This window comes from Proteus sp. PR00224, assembly GCF_016238105.1.
In the GTDB taxonomy this organism is placed as follows: domain Bacteria; phylum Pseudomonadota; class Gammaproteobacteria; order Enterobacterales; family Enterobacteriaceae; genus Proteus.
In genome coordinates, this window is sequence record NZ_JAEHQU010000004.1 from 184,201 (window position 1) to 208,966 (window position 24,766).

21 protein-coding genes are annotated in these 24,766 nt (G+C 38.7%); 10 read left to right on the forward strand and 11 right to left on the reverse strand.

What is annotated here, in order from left to right; translation table 11 throughout:
• Nucleotides 1–89: 89 nt before the first annotated feature.
• Nucleotides 90–2,123: a TonB-dependent receptor domain-containing protein gene (locus JEP71_RS09465; protein ID WP_198626143.1), complete on the forward strand. Its 2,034-nt coding sequence runs from the start codon at nucleotides 90–92 to the stop codon at nucleotides 2,121–2,123.
• Nucleotides 2,124–2,198: 75 nt separating this feature from the next.
• On the opposite strand, the gene dps is transcribed toward JEP71_RS09465, so the two are convergent.
• Together dps and rhtA are read right to left on the reverse strand one after the other, a co-directional pair.
• Complete coding sequence (gene dps / locus JEP71_RS09470; RefSeq protein WP_100159508.1) at nucleotides 2,199–2,705, reverse strand: DNA starvation/stationary phase protection protein Dps; 507 nt, start codon at nucleotides 2,703–2,705, stop codon at nucleotides 2,199–2,201.
• 274 nt (nucleotides 2,706–2,979) lie between these two features.
• Entirely contained in the window at nucleotides 2,980–3,870 is an 891-nt protein-coding gene (gene rhtA, locus JEP71_RS09475) for a threonine/homoserine exporter RhtA (protein ID WP_100159509.1), read from the reverse strand.
• A 332-nt stretch (nucleotides 3,871–4,202) separates the two neighbouring features.
• On the opposite strand from rhtA, the gene JEP71_RS09480 reads away from it, so the two are divergent.
• Nucleotides 4,203–4,781 carry a TIGR00730 family Rossman fold protein gene (locus JEP71_RS09480; protein WP_196573867.1) on the forward strand — a complete coding sequence of 193 codons (579 nt, stop codon included), beginning with the start codon at nucleotides 4,203–4,205 and terminating at the stop codon, nucleotides 4,779–4,781.
• Nucleotides 4,782–4,790: 9 nt separating this feature from the next.
• Nucleotides 4,791–5,255, forward strand: a complete 465-nt coding sequence (locus JEP71_RS09485; protein WP_198620459.1) for a GNAT family N-acetyltransferase — start codon at nucleotides 4,791–4,793, stop codon at nucleotides 5,253–5,255.
• 92 nt (nucleotides 5,256–5,347) lie between these two features.
• Here the strand turns inward: JEP71_RS09485 and JEP71_RS09490 are convergent, their stop codons facing one another.
• The 3 genes from JEP71_RS09490 to moeA form a co-directional block, all read right to left on the reverse strand.
• Nucleotides 5,348–7,048, reverse strand: coding sequence for an amidohydrolase (locus JEP71_RS09490; RefSeq protein ID WP_198626144.1), 1,701 nt, complete (start codon nucleotides 7,046–7,048; stop codon nucleotides 5,348–5,350).
• Nucleotides 7,049–7,281: 233 nt separating this feature from the next.
• Nucleotides 7,282–8,049 carry a molybdopterin-synthase adenylyltransferase MoeB gene (moeB, locus tag JEP71_RS09495; RefSeq protein ID WP_198626145.1) on the reverse strand — a complete coding sequence of 256 codons (768 nt, stop codon included), beginning with the start codon at nucleotides 8,047–8,049 and terminating at the stop codon, nucleotides 7,282–7,284.
• Between the two features lie 5 nt (nucleotides 8,050–8,054).
• Complete coding sequence (gene moeA, locus JEP71_RS09500; protein WP_196533001.1) at nucleotides 8,055–9,296, reverse strand: molybdopterin molybdotransferase MoeA; 1,242 nt, start codon at nucleotides 9,294–9,296, stop codon at nucleotides 8,055–8,057.
• Between the two features lie 210 nt (nucleotides 9,297–9,506).
• On the opposite strand from moeA, the gene JEP71_RS09505 reads away from it, so the two are divergent.
• The 3 genes from JEP71_RS09505 to yeiB all read left to right on the forward strand — a co-directional run bounded on the left by JEP71_RS09505 (nucleotide 9,507) and on the right by yeiB (nucleotide 12,649).
• Nucleotides 9,507–10,676, forward strand: a complete 1,170-nt coding sequence (locus tag JEP71_RS09505) for a YbfB/YjiJ family MFS transporter (protein ID WP_198620462.1) — start codon at nucleotides 9,507–9,509, stop codon at nucleotides 10,674–10,676.
• Nucleotides 10,677–10,824: 148 nt separating this feature from the next.
• The gene (gene folE / locus JEP71_RS09510) at nucleotides 10,825–11,484 is read left to right on the forward strand and encodes a GTP cyclohydrolase I FolE (RefSeq protein ID WP_023581251.1); all 660 of its coding nucleotides are present in this window, start codon (nucleotides 10,825–10,827) and stop codon (nucleotides 11,482–11,484) included.
• Nucleotides 11,485–11,497: 13 nt separating this feature from the next.
• On the forward strand, nucleotides 11,498–12,649 hold the full coding sequence (gene yeiB / locus JEP71_RS09515) for a DUF418 domain-containing protein YeiB (RefSeq protein WP_198620463.1): 1,152 nt from the start codon (nucleotides 11,498–11,500) through the stop codon (nucleotides 12,647–12,649).
• Here the strand turns inward: yeiB and sanA are convergent.
• The 6 genes from sanA to metG all read right to left on the reverse strand — a co-directional run bounded on the left by sanA (nucleotide 12,646) and on the right by metG (nucleotide 19,845).
• Nucleotides 12,646–13,377 (reverse strand): outer membrane permeability protein SanA, encoded by a 732-nt coding sequence (sanA, locus tag JEP71_RS09520; RefSeq protein ID WP_198620464.1) that lies wholly within the window; start codon nucleotides 13,375–13,377, stop codon nucleotides 12,646–12,648. The genes yeiB and sanA overlap by 4 nt on opposite strands.
• 141 nt (nucleotides 13,378–13,518) lie before the next feature.
• Nucleotides 13,519–15,216, reverse strand: a complete 1,698-nt coding sequence (locus JEP71_RS09525; protein WP_196533004.1) for an NAD-dependent malic enzyme — start codon at nucleotides 15,214–15,216, stop codon at nucleotides 13,519–13,521.
• Between the two features lie 213 nt (nucleotides 15,217–15,429).
• Nucleotides 15,430–16,314, reverse strand: coding sequence for a cytidine deaminase (gene cdd, locus JEP71_RS09530; RefSeq protein ID WP_198626146.1), 885 nt, complete (start codon nucleotides 16,312–16,314; stop codon nucleotides 15,430–15,432).
• Nucleotides 16,315–16,514: 200 nt separating this feature from the next.
• Nucleotides 16,515–17,210: a CidB/LrgB family autolysis modulator gene (locus JEP71_RS09535; RefSeq protein ID WP_100159648.1), complete on the reverse strand. Its 696-nt coding sequence runs from the start codon at nucleotides 17,208–17,210 to the stop codon at nucleotides 16,515–16,517.
• Nucleotides 17,210–17,683, reverse strand: a complete 474-nt coding sequence (locus JEP71_RS09540) for a CidA/LrgA family protein (protein ID WP_198626147.1) — start codon at nucleotides 17,681–17,683, stop codon at nucleotides 17,210–17,212. The genes JEP71_RS09535 and JEP71_RS09540 overlap by 1 nt, the downstream gene beginning before the upstream one ends.
• A 134-nt stretch (nucleotides 17,684–17,817) precedes the next feature.
• Complete coding sequence (metG, locus tag JEP71_RS09545; protein ID WP_198626148.1) at nucleotides 17,818–19,845, reverse strand: methionine--tRNA ligase; 2,028 nt, start codon at nucleotides 19,843–19,845, stop codon at nucleotides 17,818–17,820.
• Nucleotides 19,846–20,049: 204 nt separating this feature from the next.
• Here metG and apbC point away from each other — a divergent pair, with 204 nt between their 5' ends.
• From apbC to asmA, 4 genes are all read left to right on the forward strand, one after another.
• A complete protein-coding gene (gene apbC / locus JEP71_RS09550) occupies nucleotides 20,050–21,162 on the forward strand; it encodes an iron-sulfur cluster carrier protein ApbC (protein WP_036912151.1) in 1,113 nt (370 codons plus the stop codon).
• A gap of 220 nt (nucleotides 21,163–21,382) precedes the next feature.
• Nucleotides 21,383–22,024 carry a uridine kinase gene (udk, locus tag JEP71_RS09555; RefSeq protein ID WP_109373469.1) on the forward strand — a complete coding sequence of 214 codons (642 nt, stop codon included), beginning with the start codon at nucleotides 21,383–21,385 and terminating at the stop codon, nucleotides 22,022–22,024.
• Between the two features lie 67 nt (nucleotides 22,025–22,091).
• On the forward strand, nucleotides 22,092–22,673 hold the full coding sequence (gene dcd / locus JEP71_RS09560; RefSeq protein WP_006537532.1) for a dCTP deaminase: 582 nt from the start codon (nucleotides 22,092–22,094) through the stop codon (nucleotides 22,671–22,673).
• Nucleotides 22,674–22,719: 46 nt separating this feature from the next.
• Nucleotides 22,720–24,657 carry an outer membrane assembly protein AsmA gene (asmA, locus tag JEP71_RS09565; RefSeq protein ID WP_198626149.1) on the forward strand — a complete coding sequence of 646 codons (1,938 nt, stop codon included), beginning with the start codon at nucleotides 22,720–22,722 and terminating at the stop codon, nucleotides 24,655–24,657.
• The last annotated feature ends 109 nt before the right edge of the window (nucleotides 24,658–24,766 follow it).

Sequence of the window (24,766 nt, forward strand, 5' to 3'; positions counted from 1 at the left end):
ATGCCCAATTTAATTGGGCATTTTTTATAAATAAAAACAAGAAAATACTCTTTTTTATTCTTTTATTAATGATAAATAGAACGATAAATATGCCTATTTTAAAAAAATCCTTGTGGTTTATTTCATCCTCTTTGCTTTCGATTACACCAATATTGAGTTATTCCCAAGCGAATGAAAATAAATCAGAACATATTATTGTCAGTGGACAAAAAGAAGGTCATTCGTCAAATCGTATTTATAACATTGAAGCTGAAAAAATAAGCAATATAGCAGGGGGAACTAATTTAATTACGGTTGATCATGAAAATCGCTTATTAACGTTGAATGATGCCTTAAAGGATCAACCTGGTATCGTGATACAAAGTTTATTTGGTGGATTAGATCAACCTCGTTTAAGTATTCGAGGCTCAGGTGTTCAAAGTGCGCCACTTTCTAGAGGGGTATTATTACTCCAAGACGGACTACCTCTTAATGAAGCCGATGGTAGCTTTCACTCAAGTATGATTGATGTACGAGATGCACAATTTATTAGCATTCGCCGCGGTGCAAATAGTACACAATTGCAAAGCAATAACTTAGGGGGAGAGCTTGATTTTATCACCTATACAGGACGAAATAATCAAAATCAATTGCGTTATGAGCAAGGTTCTTTTGGGCGTCAAGGTCTACAAATGGCGTTAGGCGGTTATAGTGATGATCATCCTATTGATGCCAGAATAAGTCTAAGTTATGACCATTATGATGGGTATCGAGAGCACTCTGCTTCTCAACGTAAAACAATGCGCTCAACACTCGGGTATACTTCAGACAACTTTGAAAATAGAACATGGATTAATTGGACTGATCTGCGTTTTGATGTTCCTGGCCCAGCAACCTTACAAATGGTTGAGAATGATCCTAAAGCGGTATTACCTGCAATTAAGAAAAAAGATCCCCATAGAAATGTCGAACAATTACGTATAGCCAATAAATCGACATGGAATAGTGGTGCTCACGATATTCAATTTGGCTGGTGGTATTCACAAACACATGATAATTTCAAAACACCCAGTCATTACCAATTTGTGAATTATTATACTAAAGGCGCTCAATTTAATTATAAATTAGAAACTCAGCATATTAGTTATCGTGCCGCGTTAGCTTGGGATCACTCGATAATGAAAGATGATATCGAGAAAAATCCCAAAGGCTGGCTAGGACGATATGATGGACGAGCTGAAAATATCTATGCGTCTTTAGGGGCGGGTATACATATTAGTAACAGTGTGTTGTTTAATCTGGATGTAAAAGGAACTCATGCGAAAAGAGATGTATTTTCGAGCCATAATTCTCTTGAACAGTCCTTTAATTTCTTAACACCTAAAGTTGGGCTGATTTGGTATCCTAATTACAATGCACGCTTATTTGCTAATGTCAGTATGAGCCAAGAGCCGGCTTCCTTTAATGATATTATTAATCCTAAAGCGCCGTTAAATAAGGTCAATCTGTTAAAACTTTCACCTCAAAAAGCAACCAGTTTTGAAATTGGTAGTGATATTGAATTAACAGATAATATCAGTTTAAGTACGGTGCTTTATCGCAGTTTTATTAAAGATGAATATATTACATCCCACGATCAAAATGGGAATATTGTTGATATTTATAATTATCCTGCAAAAACTCGCCATCAAGGTGTTGAATTCAGTATCAATGCGATTCAACCGCTTCGTGTTGGTGATTTTCTCTATCGCGCAACATGGACGTATAATGATTTTCGTTTTATGGGCGGGGAATATAATCGAAAATATATTGCAGGTATTCCTAGAAACCTTATTTCGGGTGAAATTAACTATCAATTAAATGGATTGAGATTTGGTCCTACACTGTATTGGTCACCCACAAATGTTGCTGTTGATCATGGTAACCATCTTAATATTCAAAAGAGTAAACCTTATGCATTATTAGGATTTAATGCACATTATCAATATGATAATCAGTGGTCTACTTATTTGAATTTAGACAATATTACGAATAAACGCTATGCAGCAAGCACTTTGGCCAATCCAACAGTGAAAAAGAATGATGCCTTACTTTTCCCTGGGAATGGTTTTAGTGTTAATGCGGGTGTGGTGTATACATTTTAATTCAATCAGAAAATAGACAAAGGCTACCTTACATGGCAGCCTTTTTTATATTAATCACGTCTCTTTACACGTAGATTAATTTTCAATATTGGCTTCAATAAACCATAGGAATTTATCAAGATCACGCGATGCAGCAGTAAACATATCGGCGGTATCTTCGTCTTCAACTTCGTCAATGGCTTTACGAATATCATTAGCAACAACAGCATAACGATCAGCCAGTGCTTTTAGGTGATCTTGCACATCATGAATATCCAGTGGATAAGCTTTCAGTGGTGTTTTTTTACCGACAACTTGCGCGGTGCCTAATACTGTGCCACCTAACTGAACAATACGCTCTGCGAACTCATCAGTGTGCTGATTAATGGTATCGCGGAAGCCATCAACCATCTCATGAACAGAAATAAAGTTTCTGCCACGCATATTCCAGTGCGCTTGTTTTGTGATGAGAGATAGGTCGATAAACTGCGTCACCATCTGTTGCAATAATTCAATAGCGTGCAGTTTTACGCTGTCATCGAGGTTATTACGGGTATAAAGCAGAGTTGAAGGTGTGGATTTGACTAATTTAGCAGTACTCATAATCGTTCTCCCTAAATAATTAATAACTCAATATCTTAATTTCTGTTAATGATGATAGTGAATTATTAATGGTTAGTCTTATCGATTGATACTATTAAATTGATAGGTCATCTATTAAAAAAATCTAATCTATCGAAATAGTCTATTTAGGGTAAGACAATGAGCGCAAAATAGCAATGATAGGTCAGTAAAGTTATTATTGAATAAGAAAAAAGGATCATAAGATCCTTTTTAAATAAATATTTATTTCTTATAAGAAAATACGGTTAAGTAATTATTTAACCTCTTCAATTTTGGTTTTATTTTTCATGGTTGCTGTTGAACCTATAGAGGCTAATACAATAAAGGCAAGGGCAATCCATTGAATTAGTGTCAAATGTTCGTGTAAGAAAATAATACCAATAAAGGCACCCATACAAGGCTCTAAGCTCATTAGAGTACCGAACGTTTTAGCGGGTAAACGTGTAAGCGCAATCATTTCTAAGGTGTAAGGAAATGCAGTTGATAAAATTGCAATGGCTAATGCAACTGGTAAAATTGACCAGCTAAACATAATGTCAGGGCTACTTTGTAACATACCAATAGGAACGAAAATAAAGGCAGCCACTAATGAGCCAATTGAAACTGTTGCCGCACCGTAGCCTTTACCTGCACGTTGTCCGAATACAATATATAGCGCCCAACCTACACCAGCACCCAGTGCATAAAGAATACCTAGAGGATCTAATCCATGAATATTATCGCCAATAGGTAGCAATAATCCTAAGCCTGCAATGACTAAAATTATCCATAAAAAGTCGATGGCTCTGCGCGATGAAAACATAGCAACAGCTAAAGGGCCTGTAAATTCAAGGGCAACAGCAATTCCTAAAGGAATAGTTTCAAGAGCAAGGTAGAAAAGGTAATTCATTGCTCCTAAAGATAAACCATATAGAAACAGTGGCATAATTGATTTTCGAGTAAATTTGAGTCGCCACGGTTTAAAAATAAAAAAGAGGATCAAAGTACCCAATAATAGACGTAACGCCGTTACAGCTGGGGCACCAATAACAGGAAATAGGCTTTTAGCAAGGGATGCGCCGCTTTGAATTGAAAGCATGGAGAGAAGCAAAAGAAGCACAGGGTAAAACACCTGTAATTTAGCTGAGTGTCTGGCTGACAACATCCTATAAAACCTCGTCAATAATCAATCGTTATGTGTTCTCTGTTAGCAGATAACAAAGGATCGCATAATATAAAATAAAATCACCGACTTTAATATAGCTATTCATTAATAAATATTTTTTATTTTAATTTAGTTGAGTGCGATTAGCTAAAATATAACTTAATTTATTTTTAATAAAATAAAAAATGACTTCTCATAAATATAAGCATTAATAATGATTAAATATATATGTGAAATAAAAAGCGTAAAAACACTTTTTTTAACCTTTTTTATTAAAAATACCTTCAGTATAATTCCAAGCTCGATTTAACTAGCTAAAAGAGAATAAAGAAATGAGTAAAATAAAATCTATCGCAGTGTATTGTGGTTCTAGTTTAGGCGCTTCACCTATTTATAAAGAACAAGCAATTATTTTTGCCAAAGAGCTAGTTAAACGTAATATTACCTTAGTTTATGGTGGTGCCAGTGTCGGTATTATGGGCACTCTCGCTGATACTGTATTAGCTGAAGGCGGAAAGGTGATAGGGGTTATTCCTACGCTATTAGAAGGGCGTGAAATATCGCATAAAAATCTGACCGAACTGCATGTTGTTGAAACAATGCATCAACGTAAAAATAAAATGATAGAACTGGCTGGTGGTTTTGTCGCTTTACCCGGTGGTTTCGGTACATTAGAGGAGTTTAGTGAAGTCTTTACATGGAGCCAAATTGGTTTGCACCAAAAACCATTGGGCATACTTAATATTAATCAATTTTACGATCCGCTTTTGATGATGATTGATAAAATGGCGGATGAACAATTCCTACATGAAAAATATCGCCATATGGCGATTGTGGAACAATGCCCTATTCAATTATTAGATAAATTTGAAACATATATTGCACCTCCAGTAAAAACCTATAACAAATAAAGGTAAAAAATGGTAATCATAAGAAAAGCAATATTGTCTGATGTAGAAGAAATTAATACTCTTTATATCCATTTATTTGATGAAATGGCAACATTACAGCCAGAAAGATTAAAGCCGGGTAAGCAAGATGAAGCATTTATTATTAATGGAATAAAAAATAATAAGTTTCATCTTTTGGTTGCAGATTTAGATGGCAAAGTGGTTGGATTTAGCATAGCGCAAATTCAAGAAACACCTATGTTTAACTGCTTGGTTCAACGTAAATATGCTTATATTTACGATATCGTTACTGATCCTACGGTACGTAGCCAAGGCGTAGGCCGTTTATTGTTGACCGCAATGAAAGAGTGGGCAAAATCAGAAAAAATGACGCATCTCGAATTGTCTGTATTAGCTGAAAATGGTGCCGCTAAACGTTTTTATGAGCGAGAAGGATTAAAAGAAGTCAGCACAATGATGGGAATTGCTTTATAATTTTATTAAATCTATCTTATTTTTCATAAGATTAAGTGCGATGATAAAAATAAACCCGCTTTTTAAGCGGGTTTATTAATTATATTATTCAGCTAAATTGTGGGTTTCCCCGCAATGATCGTACACAATACCCTGACATTTTCAACATCTTCTGCCGATATTTCAAACAGGTTTCTATCTAATACGATTAAATCGGCAAATTTTCCGACTTCTAATGATCCAATTTGTTTATCCATATCTAATGCTTGAGCGGCATTAATGGTAGCAGCACGTAGGACTTCAATTAACGTAAGGTTACGATCATTATCAAGGCGTGGGCTTGCTGCATCTTTTTGGCGAGTCATCGCAACTTTAAAATCGTACCATTCATTAAGTGGGTCAATTGGCCAATCGCTACCAAAAGCAACAGTAACGCCAGCATCAATAAACTTGCCAGCAGTCTCTAAATAGTCACAGCGAGATTTACCTAGCATTTCAATATCTTTTTCGATATTGCTCTGTTCTGCTGCTGCCCATTGGAAGGAGAGGAAAGGGAAGGCTTTTAGTTGTGTAAAACGGGCATAATCTTTTTCACACATCAATTCATTATGTGCAAGCCCCGGTCTTATGTCTTTTTCAGGTAAGGCTTTGCGCATTGCACTAATAGCATCAAGTGCCGTACTAATTGCACCTTCAGCAACAGTATGAATATGAGGGTGATAACCCGCACGGGCAATTTCTGTGACTAACGGTGTTAAAATTTCAGGTGAGAAATAGAGATCGCCAATATGTTCAGAGTCTTGCCAGTGTGGCGTATCATCAGTGCCAACGTTAATACGATAAGGTGAGTGCAAGCGCGCTGTCATAATCGGCGCTTGTAATACACCATCAAGGAAAAGTTTGATATGGCGGATCGCAACACTGGGTTGAGCACCTTCGCTGATTTGATGCCATTGCGAAAAGCGAGTGACAGCATGGCATACAGCGTTTGAAATATCTTCAATACAAGGTACATCATCTGGCGTGATTTCAACGGCATTCTCTATGCGCAGGGTTAATTCACCTGCTTGTCTTAACGTGTTGAAGGCGCGTAATTGAGGCTCACCCACACGAGCATCCATAATCGTGGTTACGCCTTGTTCATTTAATAATTTTTGAACATGGCGAGCTATTTGTAAATTTTGATCTTCAGTTAATGGGGGCAAGCTATCAATGGCTTGCATTGCTGGCGCATCTTCAAGAATGCCAATCGGTGTTCTATCACCATCACGTTCAATATTTCCATCAGGTGGATCGGGCGTTTCAGTGGTGATATTTAACAGTTCTAAAGCGCGAGAATTAGCAAGAACACTATGACAATCGCTAGAAAAGAGCAAAATAGGGCGAGTCGTATTTAAGGTATCAAGGTGATAACGTGTCATTTGCACACCTTCAGGTTGCATACCTTCACGATACCATGCGGAAACTTTTAACCATTCGGTATCACTATCAATAAAGTTTTCATCAAGGTATTTCTGAATACGTAATAAAATGTCATCGATAGAGAGTGATTGATAATCAAGATGGCAACCCGCTAGTGTTGCGCCTCCCCAGAATGGGTGCATATGTGCATCAATAATGCCTGGCATGACCATTCTTCCCTGTAAATCAATCTGCTCAGTATTTTCATTACAGTAAGAAAGTAACCCCTCTTTTTTACCTGAAGCAATAATCACACCTTGGCTGATCGCGATAGCATCAACAATAGTGTCATTATGATCAGCGGTATAAATAAGTCCGTTGTAATAGAGAGTGTCTGCAATTTGAAATGTCATTCTTCTACCTTGTATTGCTTTTTTAGCACGTAGAATGCGTGCTTAAATGATTATTTTGTTTATAGGGCATCCTGTTGCGTTTTGACGCGGGCGGTCATAGTAGAATTAAATCAGAGTGAATACTACAAGCTTGTTACATCGACTTAATGATGAATATGAATACAACTTAGAGATTGAGTGAAATAAGGTAAGCTTAAAGAATATAGACTTACCTTATTCAAGCATCAGCGTGGTTAATTGTCTGGTAAATTGGTTGAGCACACTTCGCAATGTGGATTTTTAGGTAATTTGAATTCACGAAATTGCATTCGCATTGCGTCAAATATCAACACCTTGCCATGTAAATGTTCACCATACCCTGTAAGCAGTTTGATAGCTTCAACGGCTTGTAAAGTACCAATAGTGCCTACAACAGGCGCCATTACGCCAGCTTCAACACAACTTAAAGCGTTATCACCAAAAAGATGACTTAAACAGCGATAGCAAGGCTCATCATCTCGATAGGTGAATACGCTGATTTGACCTTCCATCCGAATAGCCGCACCAGAAACGAGCGGTTTTTTCTGATGAAAACAGAGGCGATTAAGTTGCTCACGCACTGTCACATTATCAGTGCAATCCATAACAAGGTTATGGTGGCTAATAAGCTCCGCTAAAGCTTCATCTTCAAGTAATGCATCAACGGTTTCTATTGTGACATGAGGATTAATTGCTTCTAGTGTTGCTTTCGCAGATAGTACTTTGGGTTGACCAATCGTGGCGTCGCGATGAAGAATTTGTCGCTGAAGATTAGAAAGGGAAACCGTATCAAAATCTAATAAAGTGAGTTTTCCTACACCTGCTGCTGTAAGATATTGTGAGGCACTACATCCTAAGCCACCTGCACCAACTATCAGTACAGAGGCACTTTTCAGCGCCTCTTGACCATCAAAATCAAAGCCCCTTAATACAATCTGGCGATTGTAACGTAGTGTTTCTTCATCCGTTAATTCAATACTCATAAAGGCTATTCGCTTTTTAATAGAGAATTAAATAGCTCGATAGTAACAGTTTCGCCAGCTGCAACTTTACCGCGTTCACGCTCTAAAACGATAAAGCAATTAGCGGCACTAAAAGAGCTATAAACATGGGAACCTTGATGCCCAGATGTTTCGACTTGCCATACGCCCTCGGCATTAATACTGGCAATACCACGTTGGAAATCAAGACGACCCGCTGATTTTTTCAATGGAGATTGTGCAATAGCTTGGAAACGTTGCGGTGCTTTCCAATGGCTAAAACCAGATAGGCGTGCAATTAACGGTTGAACCAATTGATAGAATGTCACTGTGGCTGACACGGGATTACCCGGTAAACCGCAGAACCATGCATTGTGTAAGCGACCGAAAGCAAAAGGTTTTCCCGGTTTAATGGCTAATTTCCAAAAACCAATTTCGCCAATTTCATCAAGAATTTGTTTCGTATAATCGGCTTCGCCTACAGAAACACCGCCACTGCTGATGACTAAATCTGCTTCTTGATCAGCCTTTTTAAAGGTTTCACGCAGTTTTTCTGGTGAATCAGGAATAACGCCTAAATCTAAAACTTCACATCCTAGTTTTTCAAGCATTAAACGTACCGCAAAGCGGTTGGTATCATAAATTTGTCCCGCTTTTAATGGCTGACCGATAGTTTGTAATTCATCACCCGTTGAGAAAACAGCGACTTTTAAACGACGATAAACTTGTACTGTTGCTACACCTAAAGAGGCAATTAAAGGTAATTGCGCTGTTGAAAGCTTCGTGCCAGCAGGTAATACAATATCGTTTTCTTTAATATCTTCACCAATACGGCGAATATTCTGGCCTTTTTTAGCAGGCTGTGAAAAACGGACACCATGTTCGGTCACTTCGGCTTCTTCTTGCATAATAACAGTATCAACACCAGCAGGAACCATAGCTCCTGTCATAATGCGTACACATTGCCCAGCTGGGAGTTCTCCCTCAAAAGGAATACCCGCGAACGATTTACCAGCAACAGGAAGTGGAGTTTGAGCTTCTAAGTCAGCGTAACGAAGTCCATAACCATCCATTGCCGAATTATCAAACGGTGGCACATTCAGTGGAGAGGTAATATCTTCACTTAGAATATAATCTGCGGCGTTATTTAATGGAATGTTAAGGGTATTGGTAATTGCCAGCGGTTTTTCAAGTAGTTTTTCTAGCGCTTCATCAAGAGATAATAAACCGCTAACGTGACATTGACTCATCATATACTCCAAGATCTATCGAAATGTTCTGTTTTATTTCATGATACTAATCTATCACGATGAACATCATCATGTCAGAGATCATCTTGTGAATAGAAAGAAATGAAACTTTTTATTGCAAAAATGTTAACTGATTGGAGTTAATGTGTTGCTTGTTCTGTTATTAATGAGTAGCACATTTAAAATGATAAAACAAAATAATGGATATCCATGAATACTTCAAATCACCAAAGTCATTCAGCGCAAGCTTTTCATATCGCGTTTAGCGGGTTTCTTGCTTTAGTGGTTGCAATGGGAATAGGGCGCTTTACCTTTACACCGCAAGTGCCGTTGATGATTGCAGAATATCAATTGACGTTAACAAGTGCGGGAATTGTCGCTGCATTTAATTATCTTGGTTATCTTGCAGGCTCCTATGATGCGATGAAAGCTGTTAAAGGTGTGGGGTATCGCTTGTGGGCGGGTCTTTGGGGGGCGGTGATAATCACGCTGTTGTCTGCTTTTTTAAATGATGCTTTTACACATAGTATTGCACGTTTTTTTATTGGTTGGGCAAGTGGTTGGACATTAGTGCTGGTGGCTTCATGGGCTAACGAGTTACTGGCTCGCCTTAATCGACCTGCATTAAGTGTGGCTGTTTATGCAGGAACGGGTGCTGGTATATTTATCAGCGGTATTCTTGCTGTGTTAATTATGAAATGGCAAATGAGTGCAGCGGCAGGGTGGTTAATTTATGGTTCTCTTGCTTTTATTTGTGCCATATATGTGAGCTACCATCTTCCAAAGCCTTGGACAATGAGCAGAGAGGAAGTAAAAGTTACCTCTTTAACGCTTACGCCAGCGATAAAAAGGCTGATTTGGGGTTATACCTTTGCTGGGTTTGGCTATATTTTACCCGCAACTTTTCTTTCTCAAATGGCAGCAGAACGCTTTCCAGGGAGCTTAATTGCGCAATTTGTTTGGCCTGTTTTTGGTGCTTCTGCGGCATTATGTATTGGGATCGCTATTTTCACGCGTAATGTATTAAACACGCAGTTACGTTTAGCCATTACGCTTTGGTTACAAGCGTTAGGCATACTGATTGCGCTGTGGGTTCCTACCATTACTGGGTTGGCGATAGGGGCATTTTTAATTGGTGGTGGCTTAATGTGTGCAGTACAACTGGCGTTTTTACGAGGTCGTGAATTAGCGCCTCAACATGGGCGTTATATGGCGGGTTTACTCACCACTTTTTATGCCATCGGGCAATTAGTTGGCCCCGTAATTTCTTCACTTTCAACAGCATTGACGGGAAAATTAGAACCTGCTCTTTATGTCGCTTTTATTGTATTGATAATCGGTGGTTTTCTGGTGTGTTTAAAAGAAAAAAATCAGGCTTAAACTAAAAATAGCTCATACAAAAATGCAATAATTTCATAACGAAAAATGCGGTATTGCTGGATAATGTGATTGAGGTCATCTAAAGTGTAGGCTGTTGTTGCTAAGAGCGATAACGGCTACTTAATTAATGTGTTTATCGGAGAGTCCAATGTCATCATTAAGTAAAGAGGCGCAATGGGTGCACGCTGCGTTAGTTGAACGCGGTTTGGAAACGCCTCTTCGTGAACCGAAACTCTCTCCAAGTGAGAGCAAACAGCAAATTGAACATCATATGACAGAAGTGATGAAGCTGTTAAATCTAGATTTAAGCGACGATAGTTTAGCTGAAACTCCTCGTCGTATCGCTAAAATGTATGTTGATGAAATTTTCTCAGGGCTGGATTACCACAATTTCCCCAAAATCACACTAATCGAAAATAAAATGCAAGTTGATGAAATGGTGACGGTACGAGATATCACATTAACAAGTACTTGCGAACACCACTTTGTCACCATTGATGGTAAAGCTATTGTGGCTTATATCCCGAAAGATAAAGTGATTGGGTTATCTAAAATTAATCGAATTGTGCAATTCTTTGCTCAGCGTCCTCAAGTTCAAGAGCGCTTAACGCAGCAAATCCTTATCGCATTACAAACGTTACTAGGCACAAAAAATGTGGCTGTTTCTATTGATGCGGTTCACTATTGTGTTAAAGCTCGTGGTATTCGTGATGCAACTAGTGCAACAACAACAACTTCATTAGGCGGGTTATTTAAATCTAGTCAAAATACGCGTCAGGAGTTTCTGCGCGCTGTTCGTCATCTTTGAGATTTAAATAAAAATGAATGAATCGTCTCATCAACGTATTGAAGCCCTCGATGCGTTGAGAGGAATGGCGATCCTTGGCATTTTATTGCTCAATATTTCAGGTTTTGCATTATTAAGAGTGGCTTCATTTAATCCATTACATTCGGGAGAAGCCTCTTTTGGTGATCGTATAACATGGATGGCATTAAATCTGTTTGCTCAAGGAAAATTCCTCTTTATTTTTGCGTTGCTATTTGGTGGTACGCTTTATCTCCTTTTGTATAAAGGAACTCGTTTTAATTTATCGCGATTAGTTGTACTGGCATTAATTGGTGTTATTCACACATTATTTATTTGGGAAGGGGATATTTTATTTCCATATAGTATATGTGGTTTATTTGTTTTTGCGTTTATCAAATCAATCGCAACAAAGCACCAATTTATATTGGGAGTGATACTCTATTTTTGTGGTGCACTGATTTTAGGTGCGCTGTTTTACTATTATCGTGATTTTATTGATACCGTTTGGTATAGCACGCCATATTCTCAATTGTCTGAATCAGATTGGAAAACAGGGCCTTATTTAAATAGTGTTTATTATCGTTTGAATGAACTAAGTCTTTTTGTTTTTAATCTAGTACGTCAATACAGTTGGTTTTTGTTTGGTGCGATGTTGATGGGTTCTGCATTAATGGCATCAGGTTGGTTGCAGCAGAAATTTAGTCGCGCTCATTATGGTCATGTGGCACTTTATTTCCTCACAATTAGTTTAAGCTTACAAACGGTTATTGTGCTGGTGGATTATTATCTTGATTGGGATTACCGCTGGGCGGCTATTTGGGCACAACCTTTAACCATGTTGATCCAAGTGATGCAAAGTTTGGGGTATATTGCGCTGTTTTATTGGAGTTGGAATATTATTCAACACTCTTATTTTGCCTATGCTTTACGTTGTGTTGGCAAAATGGCGTTAACAACCTATTTAATGCAAAGTGTTATCGGTATTTATTTATTTCAGCGTATGGGGCTATTTAATCAATTTACTCTACCTGAACTGATGCCTTTTGTTGCCGTCATTTGGGCAATCAATATTGCTTTTGCTGTGATTTGGTTACGTTATTTTCCACAAGGGCCAATAGAGTGGATTTGGCGTAAATCAGCCTCGAAATTAGCACAATTCTTTTAGCTTTTTTCATGATTATTTTCATTTAGAGGAAGTGATTCGACTTCCTCTGGTGAAACCGCAGGATAACCTTTAATGCCTTCAGGAATAGATTGTATTGCGGGAATAGTTTCTGGCGGCCCTAAAAAGCGTGGTTCGCGGTTTAGAATATAAACATCAATCATGGCACCTGCTCTGGCAAATACTTCACGTACACGTACTTTAAACATGCTTTTAGGCGATGCAACCGCAAAGCATTGTGCATCAATTCCTTTTTCTAATGCGATAAAAACAGCTCGTTCACAGTGAAAACGCTGAGTAATAATGGTAAATCCATCTGTACCAAATACCTCTTTTGTTCGTACTACTGAATCAAGTGTTCTGAAGCCTGCAAAATCCATCACAATACGAGAGGCAGGAATGCCCGCTTTAATGAGATCCTTACGCATCGTATTTGGTTCATTATAACTATGTTTTGCATTATCGCCGCTGAGCAATAAATACTGAATTTTGCCACTATTATAAGCATTTACCGCGCCTTGGATGCGATATTGATAAAACTGATTTATATAACCGCTGGTATAGTACTTTGATGTGCCTAACACCATGCCCACTTTTTTAGCAGGTAATGTATCCACGTCTTCAAATATATAGGGATTGGTTTTCCACCCGATCCAGCGATCGCAGGCAATCAAGGTGACTGCAAGTAGAATAAAAATTGTGAGAAAAAGATAAATGAGGCGTTTTAGCATGTCCTTGCCTTAATGACGCAAATAACGAATGACTTTCATAATAGTTAAGGCTACTTGAGCGGCGATAGGGAAGCAAGAAAAAAGCGCCTCATATTAAGTAATGACGCGCTTTTCGGAATGGTACTTAGTGTTTCAAACTACTTAGAACGAGGTTCTTTTGTAAATACGGTACTCTGGTGACCAATAGTTACGTTCAATTGCTTCTTCTAATGCTGAATCAGAAGTAACAGTAGCAACACCTTGTACTTGTGCTTCTTTTGCAACTTGTTTTGCGATATAGCGCGAAACTTTTTGAATATCAGCCAGTAAAGGTAACAGAGATCCATCACCGTCTTTTGCCATTGGTGAGCAATCTGCTAATGCGCGACTTGCCACCATCAACATGGCATCAGTAACACGTTTTGCACCACATGCGATAACACCTAATCCAATACCTGGGAAGATATAAGAGTTGTTGCACTGTGCAATTGGATATTCTTTATCTTTGTATTTAACTGGTGCAAATGGACTACCTGTTGCTACTAAAGCTTGTCCATCAGTCCAGTTGATAATATCTTCAGGACGCGCCTCTACACGAGACGTCGGGTTAGATAATGGCATTACGATAGGGCGTTCACAGTGTTTGTGCATTTCACGAATAATTTCTTCAGTGAATAAGCCTGCTTGTCCTGAAACACCAATCAAAATAGTTGGTTTTGCATTCTTAACCACTTCTAGTAGTGAAATAGCATCGCTTTCGGTTTGCCAATCAGCAATAGTTTCGCTTTTTTGGATAAGTTTGCTTTGGAAATCAAGTAAATTTGGCAGTTTGTCTGTTAATAAGCCGAAACGGTCAACCATAAAGATACGTTCACGCGCTTGCTCATCACTTAAACCTTCAGATTTCATTTGGGCGATGATTTGCTCGGCAATACCACAACCCGCAGAACCTGCGCCTAAGAAAGTGACAGTTTGATCTTTTAATTGGCGACCCGCAGCACGACTTGCTGCAATTAGGCTACCTAAAGTGACCGACGCTGTACCTTGAATATCGTCATTAAAGCAACATAATTCATCACGATAACGATTTAATAAAGGCATCGCATTTTTTTGTGCGAAATCTTCAAATTGTAGTAAAACATTTGGCCAGCGACGTTTAACAGCTTGGATAAACTCATCGACAAACTCGTTATATTCATCACCTGTAATACGAGGATGACGCCATCCCATATACAGTGGATCGTTTAAGCGTTGTGGATTATTCGTTCCCACATCTAGCACAACAGGCAGGGTGTAAGCTGGGCTAATACCACCACACGCGGTATATAAAGAGAGTTTACCGATAGGAATGCCCATACCACCGATACCTTGATCACCTAAACCAAGAATACGTTCGCCATCAGTCACAACAATCACTTTTACGTTTTGTTTAGTGGCGTTTTGTAGCATATCGTCGATATTGGCGCGGTTAGGGTAAGAGATAAATAAACCGCGAGCGCGACGATAAATATCGGAGAAATGTTCACAGGCTTCACCCACTGTTGGTGTGTAAATGATTGGCATCATTTCAGTGAGGTGAGATTCTAATAAACGGTAAAATAGAGTTTCGTTAGTGTCTTGAATATTTCTTAGGTAAATATGTTTATCGTTATCGTTTTTGAAATCAAGATATTGGCGATAAGCGCGTTCAACCTGTTCTTCAATGGTTTCTACTGCTTCAGGCAGTAAACCATGTAAGTTAAAGGTACTGCGTTCTTCATCGCTAAAAGCACTACCTTTATTTAACAGGGGAAATTCAAGCAGGATTGGGCCTGCATACGGGATGTAGAGAGGGCGTTTACTTTCGTGTTCCAGTTCCATGAAAAATACTCTTGTAAGGCAGTTAGTCACATGACAATTGTAGATCCTACAAAATAATAAAAATATGTACAGCTTATGTTATTTTTTTATGATTTTTATGCTTGGAAATGAGAGATAGATACGGTTGTTACAACTTTTTCTGGTAAGCATCAGCAAAATTTACATGCTGATGCTTTTTTAGGAGAGATTTTTAGAGGAATAAGTTAAAACTTTTTACAAAGTGATGCGTTGCATTTGGTGGCAACCTAAAGCAGTTAATGTTGCTTGTGTTGCATCCCATTGCGTTAAAATTGTCTCTGCTTTTTCAATTAAGACAGCAGATTCAATATCCATCACACACTCACCTGCCATATTTAATAAAATTAATGCCGCTTGTAATGGCGGTAAACTTGGATTAAATGCGGCATTTTCAGCGTAGCTACCTTGGAAAATTTTGCCATTTTTCATTTGAACAGCAATACCACTGTGCGATCCACTATAAGGAGCATGGCTACGATTGGCAGCTTGTAGTGCCTGTTGTGCTAATTCACTAGGGTTATCAATTTTGTAACCGTGATTAACTTTGTCCATTAATAAAGAGGTGATATTGAGATCTTTCGGACCAAAGCTATCAGGTAAATAATCGCCTAATGTTGCCATTTTTCTACCCGGCAACTGAATTTGAATATGGGTGCCACTGTTCAATTCGTTCATAAACTGGCGGCAATGACCACAAGGTGTATAGTTAACGGTGACTGAGATTAAGCGAGATTCACCACGTAACCATGCATGAGTCACGGCGCTTTGTTCAGCATGAACCGTTTGTTGTAGCGGTGCGCCAGCAAATTCCATATTGGCACCGAAATAGAGATTACCACTTTCGCCACGAGCAATCGCACCCACTTTGAAATTAGAGATTGGCGCGACAGCACAAGCTGCGGCAACTGGTAGAAGTGCTAGGGCTAAGGCATCATCATTACATTGTAACTGTGTTTTTATGGCATTGACCTGTTCTGCCGTAAACATTGCAGGGAATTCATCCTGCTCAAGATAAGGAGCAAGTGCTTGTTGTAACTGAGGGGATAAATCTGACCAAATTGCCTGAAAACGAGTATGCATACATGAGTCTCCCATTAATCTTTCTGTATTATAAGATTCTAGGCATCTTTACCCATTCTTATATGTGATGAAAATCATATTTTCAATGAAACAATTGCAACAAATTCATTAATTGAGAGATGTATCTCAAATTTATAGTAAAAATCCCCGAAATAAATTTAATTAAATCGAGGATTTAAGAATGGAGAATAAGAAAGGTATCAACTATAAAGATGCAAAATAATAGGGAAGATAAATGGCGCTGTAAGGGAAGTAATAATCCCACAGGTCATTAATGCCAGTGAGCTATAAGCACCTTCAATATAATCGACTTCAGCCGCTCTTGCTGTTCCCACTGCGTGAGAAACGGTTCCCATTGCTAAACCACGAGATGCGTGAGTAGGAATACGCAGTATTTTAAAGAGTGTGTGACCAAAAATGGCACCTAAAATACCTACTGCAATAACACATGCAGCACTGATTGCAGGAATACCACCTATGGAATCTGCGACAGCCATTGCGATAGGCGTTGTCACTGATTTAGGTAAAATTGATGCAGCAATTTCGGGTGTTGCTCCTGCCCATAAGGCAATTGCAGTACCACTGACCATTGCGGCAATACTACCAATAAAGCAAATACTGATCAGCGATTTCCACTGTGCGCGAATTTGGTGTAATTGCTGGTAAAGCGGTATCGCTAAAGCAACAACAGCAGGTTGCAGTAAGTCATTTAAAATACGACTACCTGCAAAATAATGCTCATAAGGTGTGTGCGTGATTAATAGAATGGGAATAATAACTGCAATACCAATAAGCAACGGGTTTAATATTGGTAATTTATAACGAGCCGCAAGTTTACGTGATAAATAAAAGACGATTATGGTGAGAGGAAGTGACCACCAGATATTCATTAACATTAACATTTTTTCTTCTCACTTAACGCTTTATCGTCGTCTTTTCCTTTTGCTACAACAACATCTTCAACTTGGTCTGGTTTTGCACCAACAATAATGCGTTCACGATGAACGTAGTGTGAACAATAAGCAACCAATGCCATTACACCAAAGGTACTGACTATACAGGCTAAAACAATCGGGAAGAGTTGCTGACTTAATAAATCATAATAGTTCATGACGGCTACCCCGATAGGAATAAAGAGTAATGTCATATTTTTTAATAGAATATTGGCACCCGGTTTTACCCAGCGTAATGGAATAAGCTGGAAAGCAAGTAAACCAAAAAGGATCAGTAAGCCAACAATACTGCCTGGAACCGCAAAGGGCAAAAGGGCTGAAATAAGATTACCTGCAAAAAGACAAAGATAAAGTACCAAAAAAGATCGTAGATAGTGCCAAAGTGTAATCTGCACTCGTGCCCGTTTAGATTTCATAAGTAAGTGTCCCAAATCAACTAACAGATTTATCATACACCGATTTTGAAAGTGTGCTACGGATCACAATAAAAAAAGAGCGGGGCTCTTATAGAACCCCGCCATTTATTTATTTGGCAAATGAATCTTGGTTGTTATTTCACTTGCTGACCCGGTTTTGCACCAGAATCTGGGCTGAGTAAGAAGATATCTTTATCACCAGGGCCTGCTGCCATTACCATGCCTTCCGAAATACCAAAACGCATTTTACGAGGTGCTAAGTTTGCTACCATAACGGTTAGACGACCTTCCAACACTTTTGGATCTGGGTATGCTGTACGAATACCAGAGAATACTTGGCGAGTTTCACCGCCTAAGTCCAAAATTAGTTTCAGCAACTTGTCTGATCCTTCAACAAAATCAGCTTGTTTAATTTCAGCAATACGCATATCGATTTTCGCAAAATCATCAAAGTTGATGGTTTTTTGAATTGGGTCATCTGCTAATGGACCAGTCACTTCTTTTACTGGTGCAATGGTGCTTTTAGATGCTTCAACCATTGCATTAGCTTTATCCATTTCAATGCGGTTAAACAGCGCTTTGAATTTTGTAATATCTTGATTTAGCAGTGGTTGCTCAAGCGCATCCCATGTTAATTCAGTTTGCAAGAAGGCTTCTGTACGTTCTGTTAATGAAGGTAAAACAGGTTTCAGATATGTCATCAGTATACGGAATAAGTTAATACCCATTGTACAGATAGCTTGTAGCTGTGCATCTTGACCTTCTTGTTTTGCTACAACCCACGGCGCTTTTTCATCAATATAGCGGTTGGCTTCATCCGCTAATGCCATGATTTCACGAACTGCTTTACCAAACTCACGATTTTCAAATGACTGTGCGATAGTTTCTTTCATATCAACAAAGTGTTGATAAAGCTTAGCATCATCTAAAGAATCAGCTAATTTGCCATCAAAACGCTTGCTGATAAAACCCGCTGTACGTGATGCAAGGTTAACGACTTTATTAACAATATCGCTGTTAACACGTTGAACAAAGTCTTCTAAGTTTAGGTCAATATCGTCAATGCGTGAGGAAAGTTTTGCCGCATAGTAATAACGCAGGCAATCTGCATCAAAATGATCAAGGTAAGCACGAGCTGTAATAAAGGTGCCACGAGATTTTGACATCTTCGCGCCATTGACAGTGACATAACCGTGAACAAACAGGTTGGTTGGCTTGCGGTATTCGCTGCCTTCTAACATGGCAGGCCAGAATAAGCTGTGGAAATAGACGATATCTTTACCAATAAAGTGATAAAGGTCTGCTTTGCTGTCTTTATTCCAGAACTCATCAAAACTTAAATCACCACGCTTTTCACATAAGTTTAAGAAAGAGCTCATGTAGCCGATTGGTGCATCTAGCCATACATAGAAATATTTACCCGGTGCATCTGGGATTTCAAATCCAAAATAAGGTGCGTCACGAGTGATATCCCACTGTTGTAAACCGCTGTCAAACCACTCTTGCATTTTATTCGCAACTTGCTCTTGCAGAGCACCAGAGCGGATCCACTCTTGTAACATGTTGCTAAATGCAGGTAAATCGAAGAAATAGTGTTCAGTTTCACGCATAACAGGCGTTGAACCTGATACAACAGAGCGTGGATTAATTAATTCTGTTGGGCTGTAAGTTGAGCCACAAACTTCACAGTTATCACCATATTGGTCTTGCGCTTTACATTTAGGGCAAGTGCCTTTTACAAAGCGGTCAGGCAAAAACATGCCTTTTTCTTCATCATAAAGCTGAGAAATAGTTTTGCTTTTGATGTGACCATTTTTTTTCAGTGCAAGATAAATTTTAGTCGATAATTGGCGACTCTCTTCACTGTGTGTAGAGTGATAATTGTCGTAACTGATATTAAAACCAGCAAAATCCTGTTGATGCTCTTTGCTCATTTCTTCAATCATGGCTTCTGGCGTAATACCCAGTTGTTGAGCTTTCAGCATAATTGGAGTGCCGTGAGCGTCATCAGCGCAGATGAAATGAACTTCTTTGCCGCGCATTCGTTGATAACGGACCCAGATATCTGCCTGAATGTGCTCAAGGATATGACCGAGATGAATTGAACCGTTAGCATAAGGTAACGCGCAGGTTACCAATAATTTATTCGCGACGTGAGACATAGTAAGGATCTTACTTCCATAAAATTAATAAAAGGGACTTTGATGTTAACCGATCCGTCATGATGTCGCTAGGGCAATAATCGAGTTTTTGCAAGAGAAATTTCAGTTGGCAAATTGAGGTAAGGCATTAACGTAGTCATCTACTATCTGATATGATAGATGCACTCATATATTTAATAAATAATGAAAACGAGAGGAGCCGGGATGAGTGATAAATCCCCCGAGCAGACCACCCCTGAGATTCTGAACGAAAAAGTTTCAGGTGTCTTGTCTACTTTTGAACACCCGACATTGAAGCGTAATCTGCTTTCTCTAAAAGCATTACATCAATGTGCGATGATTGACGATGTTCTTCATATCGAGTTAGTGATGCCATTTGTTTGGAAAAAACCTTTCCAAGTCCTAATCGAAGAAAAAACAGCTGAACTTCGCAACATCACTGGTGCAAAAGCCATTGAATGGAAACTCAAGCACAATATTTCAACCTTACGCCGTGCAAATGATCTACCAGGCGTTAATGGTGTGCGTAATATTCTTGCTGTGAGCTCTGGTAAAGGTGGCGTTGGTAAATCAAGTACAGCAGTTAACCTTGCATTAGCTCTTGCACAAGAAGGTGCTAAAGTAGGTATTCTTGATGCTGATATTTATGGACCGTCTATTCCGAATATGTTGGGTACCACAATGGAGCGTCCAACGTCTCCTGATGGACAACATATGGCACCGATTATGGCTTATGGTTTAGCATCTAACTCTATCGGTTATTTAGTTACAGATGATAATGCAATGGTATGGCGTGGTCCTATGGCGAGCAAAGCATTAATGCAAATGCTCCAAGATACGCTGTGGCCTGATTTGGATTATCTCGTTATCGATATGCCGCCGGGAACAGGTGATATCCAATTAACCTTATCTCAAAATATCCCTGTAACCGCTGCGGTTGTGGTAACAACACCACAAGATATCGCGCTGGTGGATGCAATGAAAGGGATCGTCATGTTTAAGAAAGTCAATGTACCTGTATTAGGTATTATTGAAAACATGAGCGCGCATATTTGTAGTAACTGTGGTCACCTTGAACCTATCTTTGGTACTGGTGGTGCGGCGAAATTGGCAGAGAAATATCATTGCCAATTATTAGGTCAAGTTCCTCTTCATATCTCTTTACGTGAAGACTTAGACCGCGGGCAACCAACAGTGATGCGTGATCCTGAAGGCGAATTTGCTGATATTTATCGCGAAATCGCATCAACAGTGTCTGCTCAAATGTATTGGGATGGCGATGCAATCCCAACGGAAATTTCTTTCCGCGCAGTGTAATGACAGTAAAATAATACGTTGAGTTATTTGCTGATTTAAATGGAGAGCTATTTGGCTTTCCATTTTTTACATGCGATTTCCGACTGTTTTTGATAAAAAACGAATAGATTTCTGGTTTTACGCTGGAACCAGAGTGATTTCAAAACTATAATCTGCGCTAGCGTAATATTTACATATTATTACGTTATCCCTCTTTTTATTTCAAACCAGGTTTTTGATTATGGCTGACACAGCACATCAGTGCACAATTGTAGGTATCGCTGGAGCTTCTGCTTCGGGTAAAAGTCTTATTGCAAGTACACTTTACCGCGAATTAAGAGCGCAAGTAGGTGATCATAATATCGGGGTGATACCAGAAGATTGTTATTATCGTGACCAAAGTGATTTAACGATGGAAGAACGATATAAGGTCAATTATGACCACCCAAATTCGATGGATCACGCACTTTTATATCAGCATTTGTGTGAACTAAAAGCAGGAAAAACCATCGAACTCCCTCAATACGACTACGTTGCTCACACTCGCAAAACAGAATCCATTCCTTTTCAACCTAAAAAAGTTATTATCATTGAAGGCATCTTGTTATTAACAGATAAACGCCTGCGTGAAGAGATGGATTTCTCTATCTTTGTTGATACGCCATTAGATATTTGCTTAATGCGTAGAATTAAACGTGATGTGAATGAACGTGGACGTAGCTTAGACTCAGTCATTGAACAATATAATAAAACCGTTCGTCCTATGTTCTTCCAGTTTATTGAACCTTCTAAACAATATGCCGATATTATTGTACCTAGAGGGGGTAAAAACCGCGTTGCGATTGATATTCTGAAAGCAAAAATTGGGCAGTTCTGCGAATAATAGGTTCATTTGTGGGCAGCTTTCATGCATGATGAAACTGCCTGTTTAACTTGAAGAAGGAAATAAAATGCGATTATGCGACCGTGATATTATTCAGTGGCTGGATGAAGGTAAATTAGTCATTGAACCCCGCCCGCCCGTCGAGCGAATTAACGGCGCAACAGCAGATGTTTGCTTAGGAAATCAATTTCGTGTTTTCCAAGGTCATACTGCTGCTTATATTGATTTGAGTGGCCCTAAGGCTGAAGTGAACGCTGCGCTAGAACGTGTAATGAGTGATGAAATTGTGTTACCTGAAGGTGAAGCATTTTTCTTACATCCGGGTGAATTAGCGTTAGCGGTGACACTTGAGTCAGTCACTTTGCCTGATAATGTTGTTGGATGGTTAGATGGACGCTCATCATTAGCCCGTTTAGGTTTAATGGTACATGTTACCGCTCATCGTATTGATCCCGGCTGGCATGGACAAATCGTATTAGAATTTTTTAATTCAGGTAAACTTCCTCTCGCATTAAGACCAGGTATGGTTATTGGTGCATTAAGCTTTGAACCTATGTCTGGTTCTGCTGATAGACCTTATAATCGTCGTCAAGATGCAAAATATAAAAATCAACAAGGTGCTGTTGGTAGTCGGATTAGTGAAGATTAACTATCTTTATAATCATCATTATCATGTTCACTAAGCGGGTAATTATATGAAAAGGTTTTTGACAACACTGGCTATCTTGCTTGTGGTTATTTTGGCAGGCTTAACAGCGTTAGTTTTACTCATTAACCCGAATGATTTCCGTGGATACCTTGTTGAAAGGGTCGAAAAACAAAGCGGTTATAAACTCACATTACAAGATGATATGCGTTGGCATGTGTGGCCAAAGTTAAGCATTATCAGTGGTAAAATGTCATTGACAGCACCAGGTGCTGAAATGCCTTTTATTACTGCCGATAATATGCGTCTTGATGTTGAGTTATTACCGCTACTTTCTCATCAACTTGAAGTAAAAGAAGTCATGCTTAAAGGTGCCGTAGTTCGCCAAACACCTGAAAGTAAAGCTATTCCTAAAATATCACCACCTTTTACTCCTCGAGATATTTCTCACCCAGTTGTCGAACCTAGAGCCAATAATTGGCAGTTGAATATCGCCAAAGTAAAAATTTCAGACAGCTTAATTATTTGGCAAATGAAAGACGGTGAGCAACTTAATTTACGTGATATTGATTTATCGTTGAAAACAGACGAGAAAAAACAAGTTAGTCTTGAGATGAGCACGAAAGTGAATCGTGACCGTCGTGAGATCACGCTAAATGTTGCTGCTGATGTGGATATGAACAGCTATCCTTACCAAGTTACGGGTAAGATCACACAGTTAGATTACGCTTTATCAGGAGTCGAGATCCCTGAAAATGGAATTGTAGGAAGTTTAACTTCAGATTTTACGATCCAAAATGAGGGCGTAAGAAAAGTTTCACTTGAGAACTTAAATCTCACAGCTAATGATAGTCAATTGCAAGGTAATATCAGTGCAGAATTTGCAGATGCTACTCGCTATCAAGTTGATTTAAAGAGTGAAATGCTAAATTTAAATACTTTATTGCCAGAATTAGCAACAGCTAACGTATCAGAAAATGCGTTATTAGTGCCAACGACTGATAATCATATACCTCCTTCATTTTCATTATTTAGTACAGCCCATGCGGCACCCGCACCGAATGCCACCATTATGGCAAAACCGGTTATTACTTCAGTTACCATTGAAAATAAAGAATATGATCTAACGAGTTGGGGGGATATTGAATTTACACTGAAATTAGCCCTGAATAAGCTTCTCTATAAAGATTTAGAGATTAATAATTTTAAACTTGATGCATTAAATAACCCTAATTCACTGAATATTCAAACCTTAACAGGGCAAATCCTTCAAGGTGATTTTTCACTGCCAACGGTTATCTCAACAAGCATTGTGCCAGCGCATATCAGCATGGATATCACAATGAACAATATTCCATTAGAGCCACTATTGCGTGTCTTTAATCAACCTGAAAATTTCAGTGGATTAATTTCAGCAAAAGGGAATTTAGAAGGAACGGGATATAACCGAAAAGCTTTTTATCGTTATTGGCAAGGTACACTTAATACCTCTGTTACCCAATTTAAAATGCAGGGATTAAATGTACCACAGGTTATTCAGCAATCAGTCGCTCAAGCGACGGATAAAGTGATTTACCCTGAAGATATTGAAAGTTATACCCAAGCAGATAATGTGATTGCCCAATTTAAGTTAGCGCCAAAAGGAAAAGTAACCATTAATTCACTTGATGCTCAAGCAGAGGCTTATCAAATTAAAGGGCAGGGCAAAGTGGATCTTCAACGCCATGATCTTGATGTGATGTTACTTGTTAATATCAAAAAAGGTTGGGGTAAAGAAAATGAATTTATCCGTCAATTGGCTAAAATTGAAATTCCATTAAGACTCTATGGTGATTGGAATGCTATTCAATATGAACTTAATATTGAAAAATTATTGCGCGATCAATTACAGCAAAAAGCCAAGCAAGCTATCGATAATTGGCTAAATAAACAAGATGCCGAAAGCCCTGAAGTAAAAGCACTTAATCAGCTATTGAAGAAAATCTAGTTTCACGATTTTTAACTTCATCACATTCTTAATAAAAGCACACTATTTTGATAATTGTGTGCTTTTTGCTTTATATCTATCATTTAATTTATGTTTTGAATGAAAAGTA

Excerpts from the sequence above, each read along its gene's own strand:
- JEP71_RS09505 (WP_198620462.1), top strand. The coding sequence starts at position 9,507 with ATGAATACTTCAAATCACCAAAGTCATTCAGCGCAAGCTTTTCATATC.
- cdd (WP_198626146.1), bottom strand. The coding sequence starts at position 16,314 with ATGCATACTCGTTTTCAGGCAATTTGGTCAGATTTATCCCCTCAGTTA.
- JEP71_RS09465 (WP_198626143.1), top strand. The coding sequence starts at position 90 with ATGCCTATTTTAAAAAAATCCTTGTGGTTTATTTCATCCTCTTTGCTT.
- JEP71_RS09480 (WP_196573867.1), top strand. The coding sequence starts at position 4,203 with ATGAGTAAAATAAAATCTATCGCAGTGTATTGTGGTTCTAGTTTAGGC.
- dcd (WP_006537532.1), top strand. The coding sequence starts at position 22,092 with ATGCGATTATGCGACCGTGATATTATTCAGTGGCTGGATGAAGGTAAA.
- JEP71_RS09485 (WP_198620459.1), top strand. The coding sequence starts at position 4,791 with ATGGTAATCATAAGAAAAGCAATATTGTCTGATGTAGAAGAAATTAAT.
- dps (WP_100159508.1), bottom strand. The coding sequence starts at position 2,705 with ATGAGTACTGCTAAATTAGTCAAATCCACACCTTCAACTCTGCTTTAT.
- sanA (WP_198620464.1), bottom strand. The coding sequence starts at position 13,377 with ATGCTAAAACGCCTCATTTATCTTTTTCTCACAATTTTTATTCTACTT.
- JEP71_RS09535 (WP_100159648.1), bottom strand. The coding sequence starts at position 17,210 with ATGTTAATGAATATCTGGTGGTCACTTCCTCTCACCATAATCGTCTTT.
- rhtA (WP_100159509.1), bottom strand. The coding sequence starts at position 3,870 with ATGTTGTCAGCCAGACACTCAGCTAAATTACAGGTGTTTTACCCTGTG.
- yeiB (WP_198620463.1), top strand. The coding sequence starts at position 11,498 with ATGAATGAATCGTCTCATCAACGTATTGAAGCCCTCGATGCGTTGAGA.
- moeA (WP_196533001.1), bottom strand. The coding sequence starts at position 9,296 with ATGAGTCAATGTCACGTTAGCGGTTTATTATCTCTTGATGAAGCGCTA.
- apbC (WP_036912151.1), top strand. The coding sequence starts at position 20,050 with ATGAGTGATAAATCCCCCGAGCAGACCACCCCTGAGATTCTGAACGAA.
- metG (WP_198626148.1), bottom strand. The coding sequence starts at position 19,845 with ATGTCTCACGTCGCGAATAAATTATTGGTAACCTGCGCGTTACCTTAT.
- JEP71_RS09540 (WP_198626147.1), bottom strand. The coding sequence starts at position 17,683 with ATGAAATCTAAACGGGCACGAGTGCAGATTACACTTTGGCACTATCTA.
- folE (WP_023581251.1), top strand. The coding sequence starts at position 10,825 with ATGTCATCATTAAGTAAAGAGGCGCAATGGGTGCACGCTGCGTTAGTT.
- udk (WP_109373469.1), top strand. The coding sequence starts at position 21,383 with ATGGCTGACACAGCACATCAGTGCACAATTGTAGGTATCGCTGGAGCT.
- asmA (WP_198626149.1), top strand. The coding sequence starts at position 22,720 with ATGAAAAGGTTTTTGACAACACTGGCTATCTTGCTTGTGGTTATTTTG.
- JEP71_RS09490 (WP_198626144.1), bottom strand. The coding sequence starts at position 7,048 with ATGACATTTCAAATTGCAGACACTCTCTATTACAACGGACTTATTTAT.
- moeB (WP_198626145.1), bottom strand. The coding sequence starts at position 8,049 with ATGAGTATTGAATTAACGGATGAAGAAACACTACGTTACAATCGCCAG.
- JEP71_RS09525 (WP_196533004.1), bottom strand. The coding sequence starts at position 15,216 with ATGGAACTGGAACACGAAAGTAAACGCCCTCTCTACATCCCGTATGCA.